This is a genomic window from Algoriphagus iocasae (assembly GCF_014206875.1).
In the GTDB taxonomy this organism is placed as follows: domain Bacteria; phylum Bacteroidota; class Bacteroidia; order Cytophagales; family Cyclobacteriaceae; genus Algoriphagus; species Algoriphagus iocasae.
Window position 1 is genome coordinate 64,910 of sequence record NZ_JACIJO010000005.1, and the last position, 15,172, is coordinate 80,081.

Sequence of the window (15,172 nt, forward strand, 5' to 3'; positions counted from 1 at the left end):
AATTTTCATTTTCACCCTTAACCTTTCTATCCCGCTGAAATCCACCAAACTAAAAAGATCTACTTATCGTGTAATACCTGAAAAGCAACAAACCCGATGAAAAAACTATTTACGATCATTGCATTCCTAATTGCTACAGGCACTTTTGCACAGAAAAAAGCAGAATGGAATACTCCAACATATCACGTAAGTTTCGAATCTGATCAAGGCACCAATGCAACCATGGAAATTGATCAGGGGTATCGCTATGCTGACTTGGATTATGAAGGCAGAGAATTCCATCTTTTTTTTGATAGAGATACCGAAAACCTCAAAAAAGCACGGATTGTAGATAACAAAACCAAGCTTGAAGTAGCCAGGGGAAGAGGAAGTTATTTCTGGGGAAATGCCCGTTTTGAATTTGTGGACGGAGAAGTTTTTAAAATAAAGAGAAATAAGATTGCCAATGGATATGAAATTATTGGCCCCTATGGAACCATCTTTAAAGTTGAAAACCACGCGATCTCTGCTGTGACTCCGTTTAATGAAAATGATTTTTTAGCACAAGCTTTCTATGTTTTTGAACGGATAAAAGTCACCCAAAGCCCTCCTTCTGATGTTGTAGTATTGTATTCAACCTATTACCCTGTCAGCACAAATAAGTAACTTTGGAAAAAACTAAGCATGGCAAAAGCAATATCACAGTATTTCAAAAGAGTCTTTGATGATTACCAAGTATTGGTTCAAGTTAATCCAGATGATTATACTGGAATCGAATTGATTCTTCATCCTGATGGAAAAGTAGAAAGAACAGAGATGGAGTTTGATGAAGAGATTTTCGAAGATCTGGAAGTGGATGAATTTAAAACCTGCAGTCCTTTAGAATTCCAACTTCACCTAGCGAAAACCTAATAATTTGAAATTTCAAATCATAAATCTCAAATTAATCTACCTCACAGTCAGCATCAAAACCTATTTCTAAAGGAAAATAGCTTTGTAATATTGTAAAGGATCATTTTCTCCTTACCTTTGTGGCCTAGCGGCACGACCAGCTCCTGCTGAATCCCCCAGGTCCGGAAGGAAGCAAGGGTAGGCGGTTGTAGCGGTGCGATGCCGCTTCTTTTTTTGCCCAATTTTTTGTGAAGGCATCTTAATTCCAGTTCTTAATCTTGATTTATCTTCTAACTTTGCTAGGCATTTAAATCTATTTAACCTTGGATTTCTGCCTTTGTATACCTTTCTCTTCAGAATGGGAGTTTATGGAGCAGAAAATCAAATTCACACCTATTTTAATAAATCAAACATGAAATTCTTTATCGACACCGCTAATCTGGATGAAATCAGAGAAGCGTATGATTTGGGCGTATTGGACGGAGTTACCACAAATCCATCATTGATGGCAAAAGAAGGTATCAGCGGAGACAGTAACGTAAGAGCACATTATAAAGCCATTTGCGATATCGTAGACGACAAGGTAAGTGCAGAAGTGATTTCTACTGACTTTGATGGAATGATCAAAGAAGGAAAAGAGCTTGCAAAAATCGACGACAAAATCGTTGTGAAAATCCCAATGATCAAAGATGGTGTCAAAGCGATCAAATATTTCCATAGCGAAGGCATCAGAACCAATTGTACATTGGTATTCTCTGCTGGTCAAGCAATTTTGGCAGCAAAAGCTGGCGCTTCTTACTTGTCGCCATTCATCGGTAGACTAGACGACATCTCTTACGATGGCCTTCAGCTTATCGAGCAGATTGTACACATCTATCAAACTTACGGATATGATACAGAAGTATTGGCTGCATCCGTGAGACATACTATGCATTTGATTAAATGTGCTGAGATTGGCGCTGACGTAGTCACTTGCCCATTGAAAGTTATTACCGGATTATTGAAACACCCACTGACCGATTCAGGATTGGCACAATTTCTGGCTGATCATGCGAAAGCGGCAGGAAAATAAACTGAAGAAGGCCGACTTTTGTCGGTCTTTTTTTTAATTTCCCCCTATGTATATCATAAAAGTAAAAGGCAAAGCTAAAATTCCAGATTACATCCAGATCCGAGATGAAAATTTCGTTTTGGTCGCATATTTCCGTGCAGATAGACCTCTGAAAAACATCGAAAAATTTGGTCTGGAAGGAAAAGAAGAAGAATTAGAATCATTGATTCTAGGTCTGCCTTTTGGTAAATTACAAAAATTAGATCTTTAAATGGATTTTAGTACCGAACCTGTTTTACAGGTAAGCCAAGCCACCATTTTCCAAGGAATAGACCCTATTCTTACTGATGTTGATTTCTCTGTGGAGCAACATGAATTCGTTTTTCTCATCGGTAGAACAGGAAGTGGCAAAAGTTCGCTTCTCAAAACGCTCTATGCAGATCTGGAATTAAAAAGTGGAATGGTTGAGATCGCTGGTTTCGACCTCACTAAAATCAAAACCAAAGAAATTCCATTTTTGAGGAGAAAGATTGGAATCATCTTCCAGGACTTCCAACTTTTTAACGATCGTACAGTGGCAGAAAATCTCATTTTTGTCATGAAAGCGACAGGTTGGAAAGATTCTACCAAAATAAAAGCAAGAATGGCGGAAGTTCTTTTACTTGTAGGATTAAATAATGCAGCAAGTAAAATGCCTCATCAACTTTCCGGTGGAGAGCAGCAGCGTGTGGTAATCGCAAGGGCGCTCTTAAATGAACCTTCGATTTTATTAGCGGATGAACCGACAGGAAATTTGGATCCAGATGTGGCTGATGGGATTTTCAAATTATTTCAGGAAATCAATAAAAAAGGAACTTCCATATTGATGGCAACCCATAACCATGAGTTACTTCGTAAGTACCCTTATAGAGTGTTAAAATGTGAAAACGGGAAATTACTCGATAGCAAAACCCATGACGTTTCCTTTGGATCGAGCTATTGAAAATCTTTAATCGGTTCAAACAACTTAGAACATATTTCGTTCATATAGAGCCCTTTAAAAATTTAAACAAAATCTTACCCGCTAAAAAACTTTCAAAATTGAAATATTAATTACTTTGGAAGGTTCCTAAGAATAGCATTCAGGAAGATCAATTTAAATCAATAAATACACATGAAATCAACCAAACTACTAAAAACAACCCTACTCCTGTCATTGATTGTATTTGGTTGGAGTTGTAAGGACAAAGATGACACGGATCCAATTGTTGAGCCAAGTTCAGAAATTGCTATTAACAATTGGATTTTGGACGTAATGGATGAAGTCTATTATTGGTTAGATGATCTAGGGACACCTATTGCAGATGATTCTGATCCTGAAGATTATTTTGAAGCCTTGTTAAACAGGCCAACGGATAGATTTTCGGTAATTTATCCGGATTACCAAGAGTTAATCAACAATCTGAATGGGATTACGCTGGAAGCCGGGTATGAATTCCAACTTTACCTGGAAAGCCAAGGCAGTACGAATGTGATTGCTGAGATTTCTTATGTGAAAAAAGGAAGTCCCGCTGAAAGTGCTGGACTGGTAAGAGGAGATATAATCACTCATATCAATAGTACAAGAATTACAACAGAAAATTATAGAGATCTTTTAAGTGAGATAGAATCACAGCATTCTGTAACGTATCTAAGCTTAAATCCAACAAGTCAGGTCTATGAGCAGCAACCTCCAATTACTTTAGAAACTGTTCAGCTTTCAGAAAATCCTAATTTCATTGATACTGTCTATACAATTGATGGTCAAAAAATAGGGTATTTTATGTACAACTTTTTTGCGCCAGGACCGGGTGGATCTACTACAACATACGACGATCAGACAGATGAGATTTTCGCCAAATTCAAATCAGAAAATATCAATCATTTGATTCTTGATTTCAGATACAATGGTGGAGGTTACGTTTCATCAGCGATAAACCTGGCAAGCTTGATTGCGCCTTCAGTAACTACAGCAGACATTTTCTCCAAAACAAAGTACAATAGCTTCTTAATGCAGGAAATCCCTGAATTGAGAGATGTGAAGACAGGATTCAAGGCAAAAACTCAAAATCTTGGTCCTATATTGGAAGGAAACAAGGTTTATATTTTAACTTCAAGTAGGACTGCTTCAGCCTCAGAACTCATTATCAATGGTTTAAAGCCCTATATGGATGTAGTGTTGATCGGGGATGTAACCTATGGTAAAAATGTAGGGTCCATTCCATTTGAAGATACAGAAAACGAAGAAAACCCATATGGAATTTTACCTATAGTCAGCCAAAGTTTCAATAGTTTGGATCAATCAGACTACACTACTGGATTTGTTCCAAATATTTCCAAAAAGGAATCTTCTGAAAGGTTGAGACCATTAGGAGATGTGACAGAACTTTTATTAAGAACAGCACTCGAACAGATTACAGGAACTCCTTCTTCCGGAAGATTTAAAACATTGGACAGAAAGGATATAGGAAGTACTTTGGATAGAAAAATTCGATCTGGAGTAATGATTGAACAACAGATAATTAAATAAATGCATTTTGGCCTCAAGAAATTGAGGCCATTTTTTTTTCTACTTTTTTCCTCCCAAATAAATTGGTTTTGTTTTAAAATATTTTGACATTTTAAAACCTTTATACAAAATATTTACCGATCAGGTAGTATTTCAACCAATCATTAACCAATCAACTTTATGAGTAAACAAAACAAACTTTGGAGAAAACCAGCTCTTTTTGCTGGTTTAGCTTTAGGGGTTATGACATTTGCTTGTCAGCCTCAAGAAGAGAGCCCGCTGTCTCCTGATGCAGTGGAATTCATCGGATATCAAAATGGTGATATCATCCCAGGACAATACATTGTTACATTGCATTCAACTGGTTTAAATTTCCGGAAAGACATGTCTTATGTTGCGGTTCAGGCTGCAATGAGAAAAACAGGAAATGAATTGCTTGCTAAATACAGAATCGCTGAAGAAAATCTAGGCTATGTATATGGAAGCACAATTGAAGGTTTCTCTGTGAATCTGACAGAAGATCAAGCAGAAATACTTGCCAAAGACCCATCTATCAAATCAGTTGAGTCAGATCGAGTGATCGCATTGGCCCCTCCTCCAGGAAAAGGTCCAGGAGGAGGAGGTGGTGGTGGTTCAGCTTCACAACAAATACCATATGGAATCCTCAGAGTTGGCGGTGGTGATACTTATACAGGATCTAAAAAAGCCTACATCATAGATTCTGGAATTGATGCAAGCCATCCGGATTTAAACGTAAGTGTTTCAGCCGGCTTCAATGCTTTTAATTCAGGAAAAGATTCTGACTTATCCAAAGATGGAAACGGCCATGGCACGCATGTGGCAGGAACTATAGGAGCTATTGACAATGGTTTTGGAGTTATAGGAGTTGCTGCTGGGGCTACAGTTGTACCTGTTAAAGTTTTAAACTCAAGAGGTTCAGGATCCTATTCAGGAGTAATTGCAGGAGTGAATTTTGTAGCAGGAAATGCAGGAAATGGTGATGTCGCAAATATGAGTTTAGGCGGACCTGTTTCTCAGGCTTTAGATGATGCAGTCATAGCTTTAGGTGCTAGCGGAGTGAAGGTTGCCCTTGCAGCAGGAAACGAATCAGATGACGCTGACAACCATTCTCCAGCTAGAGCTGATGGAACAAATATTTATACAGTATCAGCTGTTAATAGCAATGATGTTTATGCATCCTTCTCCAATTATGGAAACCCACCAATTGACTTTGCTGCACCAGGCGTAGGGGTTCTTTCTACTGTTCCAGGAGGGTACGCCTCTTATAGTGGTACGTCAATGGCATCGCCTCATGTTTGTGGACTCTTAATATGGGGAAATCCTAGAAATGGAGGAGCTGTCGTTGGTGATCCTGACGGAAACATCGATCAAGTTGCAATTAGATAAATATTTTAAAGCTTTAACTAAGCGGTTCTATATGAACCGCTATTTTTTTACTCATTATCAAATTGTTAAGTTTTTATTTCAATAACAATTAAGTACAAGAGGTCAATAAATTTGTGAAAAAAGAAGATCTCATGGAACTAGCCGCAAGTTTACTTCTCATTTTGACAGTGTATTTTCTGGGGTGCTTGGCACTGATTCAAGAAGTGATAAAACCCTATAAAACCGTCCTTAGTCAAGGCCATCAATCGAAAAGCATCAGTACTAATTACTCAAAAATCCTTCTTATAAGTCTTACAATCTCGCTGGTTACGACTTCCTTAGCTTACTATCTTTTCTTTGTTTGATTCTAAGGCATAAAAAAAACCGGCTTTCACCGGTTTCTTATTTTTTTGTAGAATTCCTTATTGAGCTTTTTTCAAGTTTTCCTTTGCTAACTCATAATTGGAATCCAATTGAATCGCTTCTTCGAAGGCTGTCTTTGCCTCAGGTTTTGATCCTTGATCCAAATAAATCATTCCTTTCAAGTTCAAAGCTGCTGCTTTCATGCTGATCTCTTGGGTTACTCCTTCTGTAGTATTAAACCCAATCTTCTCTTCAGCTTTCGCATTTTTAATCAGCATATTCGCTGAATTCATCGCCTCATCGTATCTCTTTAAAGAATACTGAATAAAGCCTGACTTATAAAGACTGAAATTGTCTCCTGTCAATAGATATAGACTCTCAAAGTGTGGTAAAGCTCGATCTAATGCTCCCACTTGTTCCAATGAATAAGCAGCAATTTCCAAAGCCCCAACACTTTTATCGTTGACAGATAAAATATCCATAGCCACTAAAGCTGCAGAAGTGTATTGATTGTTTTCAAAATATAAACCTGCAAGCAATTCAGGGTACCTCAAATCCTCAGGATTTCTCACCATTAGCTCATAGAGCTTTGTTTTTGCTACGATTGGATCAGCATACCTCAGACCTAATTGGTAGGCTGCCTGATCTTGAGAATTTAAAACCTTTCTTGTTTTTGGATCCAACCTTGGGATCGAATCTGTGGTTTGGGCAATAATAGGGCTGGCACAAATGACCAGGAGCAGCATGAATAATACGCGCTTCATTTTTCGATTAATTTATTTTGATGATGATTTTGGTAGATCATTGACAGGAGACAACCCTTTAGTTCGGGCTATTTCAAACATCAACTCTCTGGCCTTTTCGGGCTTATTTTGAATTTTGCCCTCCAATATAGCTTCTTTAATTTCTTCTTTTATCTCTCCTACGATTTTTGATGGTGAAAGACCGAATGTTTCCATGATTTCCTCTCCTGATACAGGTGGTTGGAAATTTCTAACCTGGTCTTTTTCTTCTACTTCTAATAGTTTCTGTTCTACTTTATCAAAGTTTTCCAGATACCTCTTGACACGTTTATTGTTTTTTGAAGTGACATCTGCACGGCAAAGCTTCATTAACGAATCAATATCATCTCCTGCATCAAAAAGCAATCTTCTCAAAGCAGAATCAGTTACTTCGTCTTTTACCAGTGCAATGGGTCTCAGATGCAGTCTTACCAGTTTCTGAACAAACTTCATCCGCTCATCCATAGGTAGCTTTAGCCTTCTGAAAATCCCAGGGGTCATTTTTGCACCTTTGTCTTCATGCCCATGGAAAGTCCATCCCACTTTCGAATTAAACCTCTTGGTAGCAGGCTTTGCGATATCATGCAATACTGCAGCCCATCTCAACCAAAGATCATCGCTCATTTGAGATACATTATCGACTACTTGGAGCGTATGATAGAAATTATCTTTATGAGATTTGTCATCTACAGAATCAACTCCTTGAAGATCTACCATCTCAGGAAAAAACTCATGTAGCAACTTAGAAGCAAACAAGAGCTTAAACCCATAAGAGGGTTTTGGTACGGATAGAATTTTATTCAACTCATCAATGATCCTTTCGCCGGAAATAATCTTTAACCGTTTCGCATTTTCAGAAAGCGCATAAAATGTATCTGCATCAATATCGAAATCCAATTGGGAAGCAAAACGAACCGCACGCATCATCCGAAGTGGATCATCCGAAAAAGTAACGTTTGGTTCTAGCGGAGTTCTAATGATCTTACGTTTGATGTCTTTCATCCCATCAAAAGGATCAAGAAGATCTCCATAATTTTCCTTATTTAAAGAAATTGCCATCGCATTGATGGTAAAATCTCTTCTTTCCAAATCCTCTTGCAATGAACCATCCTCAACAATTGGTTTTCGGGATTCTGATCGGTAAGATTCCTTTCTTGCTCCGACAAATTCCAATTCCCAATCATCTAATTTCAACATTGCCGTGCCAAAATTCTTAAACACAGACAATGGTACATGAAAATCAAATCCAGCTGCAACTTCCTTGGCCAGTTCTATCCCACTTCCAACGCAAGTAAAATCAATGTCTTTGGATTTGACATCTCTTTTCAATATCAAATCTCTGACATACCCTCCTACCACGTAAGCCTCCAAATTCAGCTTTTCAGCTGCTTTGGCGACTCTTCCAAAAACTTCATTTTCGTCTAGATGTGATTTAAAATTCATCCTTTCAAGATTTTTACTTCACCTTCAGCACCCAGGTAAAGCTCTTTTGTGCTTGGGCTGAGCAGCGGAAAATAGACTTCTGTTTTATCCTCAGGCTTTGATTTGGAATCAAGCTTCACCAAGGTCGGCTGCGAAATTTGAAAAAGTAATTTATTCCAGTTAGGCTCCCTAATTAACGAAAACCGGATCAGGCCATTCTCCTGAGGTCCTGCCTGCAAAATCTGATTTGGCTCACTACTGTAAATGGTAGGCTTAGAGGCAAACTCGACTATATCCAAAGAAACTTCCGAAAAAGGGACACACAAAGTTCTGATCTGAAATAGATCGAATAATAAGTATATCCAATCATTTCCGTCTTCAGGTTTCCACGAAGAAGGAGACATCAATGTTAAGACATTTCCGTTGCCTTCCTGTAAAGTGAGAATTCCGTCTTTTTTAAACGATTTTAGAAACTGAGGATGATTCAAGGTCTTTTTTTTGACACAAAAATAATCAGATTATTGAGAGCATCCCTTTCGATAGGTCACAAACAAAAAAACCTCCTGGCTAGAGGAGGTTTTCGAAAGGCAACAAATTGATTGAAAGATCTTAATTGGCAAGCTTTCTATTGACAAAAATACTCACCAATAATCCTAGGCCACCGAAGATAAATATGGAGGAAGTAAATGCTACTTCACTGGCCAAACCTGCTTGTTCAAGCATCGCTCCTACCAAAACACCACAGCCTATCCCAATCGCCAACAATGCGATGTTTAATATCACTTCTCCAAAACTGAATTTCTTACCCGTGTTAAATACCGTTGCATCCGCTCCTTTTTCGATCAATGCAAGTCTTTCTTTATTCCGACTGGTAAGGTACATATAGATAATCCCGAAAAGCGTAGAGAAAATAATCAGGTTTACGAGTACTGTAGTAGAGTCCATAATTTCTATTGTTTGAGGTTTTTCTTCTTTGATGCAAAAGCCAATACAAAAGGTTACAAAAATTGTAGAAAAATATTTTGTAACTTCTTTCAAAGGAAATGCATCAAAGGGTAGAATGCAGTTTAAAGAAGACCACCACTATATTGAAAAAACCTTAGCGGGTGATATGCATGCGTTTGGACAATTGATCCAAAAGCATGAAAAATATGCATTTACCCTAAGTTACCGCATTCTGAAAAATCAGGAAGAAGCTGAAGAGGCAACGCAAGATGCTTTTATGAAAGTTTATGCAGCTTTGGCAACTTTTGAAGGAAAATCAAAGTTTACAACATGGCTGTTTAAGATAATTTATAATGAATCACTGGGTAGGCTTAGGAAAAGCAAAGCAGAGCTTATAGATATCCTTGACATGAATGAATCCCATGTGATGGCCTCAGACTTTGTAAATGGTCTTGAAATGATCCATCTTGAAGAAAGAAAATTGTTGATAAAGAAAGCAATGGATCAGTTAAAGCCAACAGAATCAGCAGTTTTAACTTTATTCTATCTTGAAGAACAAAGCATCAAGGAAATAGAACAAATTACAGAGCTTACTGAGTCTCATATTAAAATACTTTTGCATAGAGGAAGAAAAAATATGCTTTCTAGCTTACAAAAGATTTCAAAGAAAGAATTAACAAACTTGATATGAAAAATCAACTTGAGCATGAAGATTTGCTTATGAGAAAATTATTCTCAGAAGTAGGAAGTGAAAGTCCTGCAAATGACTTTCATTTAAAGATACTTTCAAAGATCGAAGCAAATAAGAGAATCGCTTATCAACCGATCTTATCACCTTTAGTAATAAAAGCAATCTTGGCAGGCATACTAACAATAGCTGTCCTAACATTAATATTAATTCCAGAAAACGAAAATTCCTTATCGCTTTTCGATCAAATCGGCAACAGCACATTAACTAAATTAGATTTCCAACTACCTAAAATAAAATTACCTGTCATCCACTTAGGCCCAATTTTTAATTTGGCCTTATTGGCATTTAGTTTATTGATGATCCCATGGATAATCTATCAGTCAAAAAGATTGAAAGTTTCATAAAAAGAAAAGGCAGCCGATAAGCTGCCTTTTTTTTATGATTGAATTATTAAGGTTTAACCTCGAAGCCAATTGATGAAAGTCTGGTAACCTACGCCAATCTCTCTTGCAAAAGCAGCTTTGGTCTTTTTACCAGTGGCTTCAACTTTAGCCCATTCTTCTACAATTTTACTTTTTTCTGAATCAGAAAAGCTTCTTCTTTTTCCAGACTTTCCCTTGCTTGATCCAGAGCCACTGATCATTGAAATCAATTCATTAAGATCATTAACAAATTTACTATCCGTTAGGTGAAGACCTGCAGCTTCCAGTTTTTTAATAACCTCATCTTTCGGATTAACCGGAGTCACAGGAATACCTTTTGCAGCAGCTTCATGTAAATCAATTTTGCTTCCATCTGCTGTCACATATACAAACCCATCACTTTTCTTTAAGTCATTGATGGATTCTTTAATTAATTCTTTCATAATTAGAATAGTTTATTTGTTTTTATAAAAAGCACTTGCAATATATATAATTCAATAAATACTAAAAACTGTATGTTAATATTTTAGACATTTATTATTTATTGATAAATACTATAACTAGGTTAAATCACAGATTAGTTAATTATAATCCAATTGAAGTAGATTCTTTAATCTCTCTGTAGTATGTGCATCAACAAGCATACGTGAAAAATGTATTAAGGTTAACTTTAAATAATTAATAATTTCGAAGCAATCATTTAGAGAGGTCAATCTATAAAAGACAAAAATGCAAATTGGAATTTAATAGAAAGAGAAATACAAATTTATGTTTTGCTTTGAACTCCCTGCATCAATTTTCTTAATCAAATTGAGAACAACTTTTCAAGTACAATTTTGGATTGATCAAAACAATTTTTAAACGGGTTAACCAGAGAATTATTGACTTTTAAATTGAACTGTTGACTAAAAATCACTGCGCATTTTCTTATTATTTAATTAACTGAGTCCAAGGAATACTGGAGGCCAAAAAATGGATAATTAGCAAAAATGAGAAAAATCAAACGGATAAAAGCCCCTTAATCGGGAAATTTCCGTAATTTTGAGCCCCATAAGAATTCATCCAAAAATCATCCTGCCTCCATTCTTATGGGATCAACAACAAAATACATATTTATCACAGGAGGGGTTACCTCCTCTCTCGGAAAAGGCATCATTGCTGCCTCATTGGGCAAATTGCTTCAGTCCAGAGGATTTAAAGTAACCATCCAGAAATTCGACCCCTACCTTAACATCGACCCAGGGACACTTAATCCTTACGAGCACGGGGAATGTTATGTGACTGATGATGGTGCAGAAACCGATTTGGACTTAGGTCATTACGAGAGATTTCTAAACATCACCACTTCCCAAAACAATAATGTGACGACAGGAAGGATTTACAATAATGTCATCACTAAAGAGAGAAAAGGTGAATTCTTAGGAAAGACTGTTCAGGTCATTCCACACATTACTGACGAAATCAAATCCAATTTCTACAAACTGGGTGAAGATGGAAAATATGATGTAGTCATCACTGAAATAGGCGGCTGTGTAGGCGACATCGAATCACTTCCTTTTATTGAAGCAGTAAGACAAGCAAAATGGGATCTTGGCCAGAATAACTTTCTGGTAATCCATTTAACGCTGATACCTTATCTAAAAGCTGCTAAAGAATTAAAAACAAAACCAACGCAACACTCTGTTAAGCAATTACTTGAAGCCGGTATCCAACCAGATATCCTTGTTTGTAGAACAGAGCATCACCTTCCTAATGACGTAAAGAAGAAGTTGGCTTTATTCTGTAACGTTCAGCTTAATTCTGTCATCGAAGCAATGGATGCGGACTCCATTTACGACGTACCTCTTTTGATGAAGAAAGAGAAGTTGGATGAGCGCGTGATGACTAAGTTGAAACTTACTTCCAAAGAAAATACTGATCTTGAAAACTGGAAAGACTTCTTAGGAAAGCTAAAGAACCCAACCCAGGAAGTGACCATCGGATTGATTGGAAAATATGTTTCCCTTCCGGATTCCTATAAATCCATTATTGAATCATTTACTCATGCGGGTGCTTCAATAGAGTGTAAAGTAAACTTGAAGTTGATGTCTTCTGAAGAAATCAATTCAGGAAATTATGAAGAAAAGCTGGAGGAATTAGATGGTATTTTGGTTGCGCCGGGCTTTGGAGAAAGAGGTTTTGAAGGCAAAATCGAAACCGTAAGATATGCTCGAGAAAACAAGATACCTTTCTTCGGTATCTGTCTAGGTATGCAGGTAGCAGTCATTGAATTTGCTCGAAATGTTTTAAATCATCCAAAAGCAAACAGTACGGAAATGGATCCTAATACTCCAAATCCTGTTATCGCTTTGATGGAAGAGCAAAAACAAATTGATCAGATGGGAGGTACTATGCGATTAGGCTCTTATGCTTGTGACCTGAAAAAAGGAAGTAAATCCTTTGGTGCTTATGGCAAAGTCAAAATTCAGGAAAGACATCGTCATCGCTATGAATTCAACAATGAATACCTTTCTGAAATCGAAGCAAACGGTATGATTGCCACTGGAAAAAATCCAGACACTGGCTTAGTGGAAATTGTAGAAATCAAAAACCATCCATGGTTTGTTGGCGTACAATTCCATCCAGAATACAAAAGTACTGTACTGAATCCTCAGCCGCTATTTGTGAAATTCATCCAGGCGGCAATCGACAATAAGAAAATAAAATAACATCATTTATTTCTGGGATGTAATCCCACTTCTATCCTTTAATTATGGACAAAAATCAAGCGACAGGCTTAATCCTTTTTGCCGCAGTTATTTTGGTCTACTCTTTTTTCTTTGCGAGTAGCCCAGAAATTCCGGCAGAGGAAACACAAGCTCCAGCTCAAACTGAATCTAGTGTTCAGGAACAACAACCCGTTTTACAAAATGAGGTTGCCGAAGTGAGTGACTCTTTGGTTTCAGCCGCTAATGCTTCTAAATATGGTGAATTAGCGAGTTTAGTATCTGGAGATGAAGAAGCAGTCATTTTGGAAAACGATCTGATTCAAGTTAAAATTTCTTCAAAAGGCGCAAGTGTAGAAGAGGTTAATTTAAAAGAGTTTAAAACTTGGCAAAAAGAGCCTCTCTTGCTAATCGATGCTGAAAATTCAAAAATGGATTATAGCATTGAAAGTAGAATGGGTCTGATCTCTTTAAACGATCTATATTTTACTCCGAAATTAACCACTGAGCAAGATGAAGAGGGCATAACCTCCCATATTCTTACTTTCGTTGCAGCTACGGATCAAGGTCAAATCACCCAGACTTATACCTTGAAAGACGGTACCTATCAAGTACAAAAGTCTTTGAAAATCGATAGGTTTCCTGGTTTTTTTACCGGAAATACTATCCATTTAACTTGGGCTGACAATGTAAAAGCTCAAGAAAAAGACCTTCCAGAATCTAGAAGAAAAACGGAAATCAATTATTACCTGAGTTCAGGTTCTTATGAGAACTTAGGTGTAGGAGATGATTTGGAACAAGAGCAAGTAGCCGAACCTGTAAAATGGATCGGATTCAGCCAGAGATTCTTTACAGCAGGTATCATTGCGGAAGATTCTTTCCAAAATGTGAGCTTGGCTCAAAGCACTCCTGAAGATAGCACCATCGTAAAAATGATGGAGGCATCTTTAAACATTCCTTTAAATGATGGAGGTGCAAACTACACTTACTATTTCGGCCCTGACAATTACAAAACTCTGAAAAAAGTAACAGAAGGTTTTGAGAAAAATGTAGACATGGGTTACGTTTTCGTAAGCTGGGTCAACAAATACATTATTGTCAACCTTTTTGCTTTCCTAGAGAAGTACTTCAGCAATTATGGTGTAATCATCATTTTGATTGTATTGATCATCAAATTGGCGCTGTCTCCTTTGACTTATAAGTCCTATATAGGCATGGCCAAAATGAGAGTGATCAAACCAGAAATTGATGAATTGAAGGAGAAATACGGAGATGATCCTACCAAAATGCAGCAAGAGCAGATGAAGCTTTTCGGCCAGTTAGGGGTTAGTCCTATTTCCGGTTGTTTGCCGATGGTATTACAAATGCCATTCTTGTTTGCCATGTTCTTCTTCTTCCCGAATGCTATTCAGCTTAGACAAGAATCATTTCTTTGGGCTACGGATTTATCCACCTATGACACGTTCATCAACCTGCCATTTACCATTCCGTTCTATGGATCACATGTCAGTTTGTTCACCCTGTTGATGACAGTATCTCAATTGATTTATACTCATTTTAACAATCAGCTGACGACTGCTCAGGGACCAATGAAAAACCTGGGATACATTATGCCAGTGATGTTCATGTTTGTATTGAACTCCTACCCTGCTGGATTGAGTTTCTATTACTTCGTTTCTAACATGGTCACTTTTGGCCAGCAAGCCTTGATCAAGCTTTTTGTAGATGATTCTAAAATCAGAGCAAAAGTGGAGGAAAGCAAAGCTAAAAATGTCAATAAAAAGAAATCGAAATTTCAGCAAAAGTTGGAAGATGCAATGAAAGCAGCTGAATCAAATAAAAAGAAATAAAATTAAGGGAGCTCATTTGCTCCCTTAATTTTTCTATGACCATTAAAGACGGCTAGATTAATCTCTTGAAAAAAGAAGAATGAATTAAAAATGAGCGAAAGACTCAAAAACAATTTCTGACTTAAGCTGTCAGGAATTCAATGCATAAATTGGGAATT

General features: G+C 37.2%; 16 protein-coding genes and 1 other RNA gene. 12 read left to right on the plus strand and 5 right to left on the minus strand.

Features of this window, described 5'->3' with window-relative positions:
• The first annotated feature begins 96 nt into the window (after positions 1-96).
• From FHS59_RS21550 to FHS59_RS21585, 8 genes are all read left to right on the plus strand, one after another.
• A complete protein-coding gene (locus FHS59_RS21550; RefSeq protein ID WP_184498123.1) occupies positions 97-645 on the plus strand; it encodes a hypothetical protein in 549 nt (182 codons plus the stop codon).
• Positions 646-663: 18 nt separating this feature from the next.
• A complete protein-coding gene (locus tag FHS59_RS21555) occupies positions 664-891 on the plus strand; it encodes a hypothetical protein (protein WP_184498125.1) in 228 nt (75 codons plus the stop codon).
• Between the two features lie 124 nt (positions 892-1,015).
• Positions 1,016-1,102, plus strand: an RNA gene (gene ffs / locus FHS59_RS21560) — signal recognition particle sRNA small type.
• A 180-nt stretch (positions 1,103-1,282) separates the two neighbouring features.
• Positions 1,283-1,942, plus strand: a complete 660-nt coding sequence (gene fsa / locus FHS59_RS21565) for a fructose-6-phosphate aldolase (protein WP_184498127.1) — start codon at positions 1,283-1,285, stop codon at positions 1,940-1,942.
• Between the two features lie 46 nt (positions 1,943-1,988).
• The gene (locus FHS59_RS21570) at positions 1,989-2,192 is read left to right on the plus strand and encodes a fructose-6-phosphate aldolase (protein ID WP_184498130.1); all 204 of its coding nucleotides are present in this window, start codon (positions 1,989-1,991) and stop codon (positions 2,190-2,192) included.
• A complete protein-coding gene (locus FHS59_RS21575; RefSeq protein WP_184498136.1) occupies positions 2,193-2,903 on the plus strand; it encodes a cell division ATP-binding protein FtsE in 711 nt (236 codons plus the stop codon).
• Positions 2,904-3,074: 171 nt separating this feature from the next.
• Positions 3,075-4,469, plus strand: a complete 1,395-nt coding sequence (locus FHS59_RS21580) for a S41 family peptidase (protein WP_184498138.1) — start codon at positions 3,075-3,077, stop codon at positions 4,467-4,469.
• A gap of 159 nt (positions 4,470-4,628) precedes the next feature.
• Positions 4,629-5,855, plus strand: coding sequence for a S8 family peptidase (locus FHS59_RS21585; protein WP_184498140.1), 1,227 nt, complete (start codon positions 4,629-4,631; stop codon positions 5,853-5,855).
• A gap of 401 nt (positions 5,856-6,256) precedes the next feature.
• Here FHS59_RS21585 and FHS59_RS21590 read toward each other — a convergent pair whose 3' ends face one another.
• The 4 genes from FHS59_RS21590 to FHS59_RS21605 all read right to left on the minus strand — a co-directional run bounded on the left by FHS59_RS21590 (position 6,257) and on the right by FHS59_RS21605 (position 9,346).
• Entirely contained in the window at positions 6,257-6,961 is a 705-nt protein-coding gene (locus FHS59_RS21590) for a tetratricopeptide repeat protein (RefSeq protein WP_184498142.1), read from the minus strand.
• 12 nt (positions 6,962-6,973) lie between these two features.
• Positions 6,974-8,422 (minus strand): CCA tRNA nucleotidyltransferase, encoded by a 1,449-nt coding sequence (locus FHS59_RS21595; protein WP_184498144.1) that lies wholly within the window; start codon positions 8,420-8,422, stop codon positions 6,974-6,976.
• Positions 8,419-8,889: a hypothetical protein gene (locus tag FHS59_RS21600; RefSeq protein WP_184498146.1), complete on the minus strand. Its 471-nt coding sequence runs from the start codon at positions 8,887-8,889 to the stop codon at positions 8,419-8,421. Before FHS59_RS21600 ends, FHS59_RS21595 begins: the two co-directional genes overlap by 4 nt.
• A 121-nt stretch (positions 8,890-9,010) precedes the next feature.
• Positions 9,011-9,346 (minus strand): DUF6249 domain-containing protein, encoded by a 336-nt coding sequence (locus FHS59_RS21605; RefSeq protein ID WP_184498148.1) that lies wholly within the window; start codon positions 9,344-9,346, stop codon positions 9,011-9,013.
• A gap of 31 nt (positions 9,347-9,377) precedes the next feature.
• Between FHS59_RS21605 and FHS59_RS21610 the strand changes: the two genes are divergently transcribed.
• Together FHS59_RS21610 and FHS59_RS21615 are read left to right on the plus strand one after the other, a co-directional pair.
• Positions 9,378-10,037: an RNA polymerase sigma factor gene (locus FHS59_RS21610; RefSeq protein ID WP_184498150.1), complete on the plus strand. Its 660-nt coding sequence runs from the start codon at positions 9,378-9,380 to the stop codon at positions 10,035-10,037.
• A complete protein-coding gene (locus tag FHS59_RS21615) occupies positions 10,034-10,441 on the plus strand; it encodes a hypothetical protein (RefSeq protein WP_184498152.1) in 408 nt (135 codons plus the stop codon). Before FHS59_RS21610 ends, FHS59_RS21615 begins: the two co-directional genes overlap by 4 nt.
• Positions 10,442-10,494: 53 nt before the next feature.
• Here the strand turns inward: FHS59_RS21615 and FHS59_RS21620 are convergent, their stop codons facing one another.
• Positions 10,495-10,902 (minus strand): hypothetical protein, encoded by a 408-nt coding sequence (locus FHS59_RS21620; RefSeq protein ID WP_184498154.1) that lies wholly within the window; start codon positions 10,900-10,902, stop codon positions 10,495-10,497.
• Between the two features lie 645 nt (positions 10,903-11,547).
• Between FHS59_RS21620 and FHS59_RS21625 the strand changes: the two genes are divergently transcribed.
• Together FHS59_RS21625 and yidC are read left to right on the plus strand one after the other, a co-directional pair.
• Positions 11,548-13,167 (plus strand): CTP synthase, encoded by a 1,620-nt coding sequence (locus tag FHS59_RS21625; protein WP_184498156.1) that lies wholly within the window; start codon positions 11,548-11,550, stop codon positions 13,165-13,167.
• 44 nt (positions 13,168-13,211) lie between these two features.
• The gene (gene yidC / locus FHS59_RS21630) at positions 13,212-15,014 is read left to right on the plus strand and encodes a membrane protein insertase YidC (protein WP_184498159.1); all 1,803 of its coding nucleotides are present in this window, start codon (positions 13,212-13,214) and stop codon (positions 15,012-15,014) included.
• Positions 15,015-15,172: the final 158 nt, after the last annotated feature.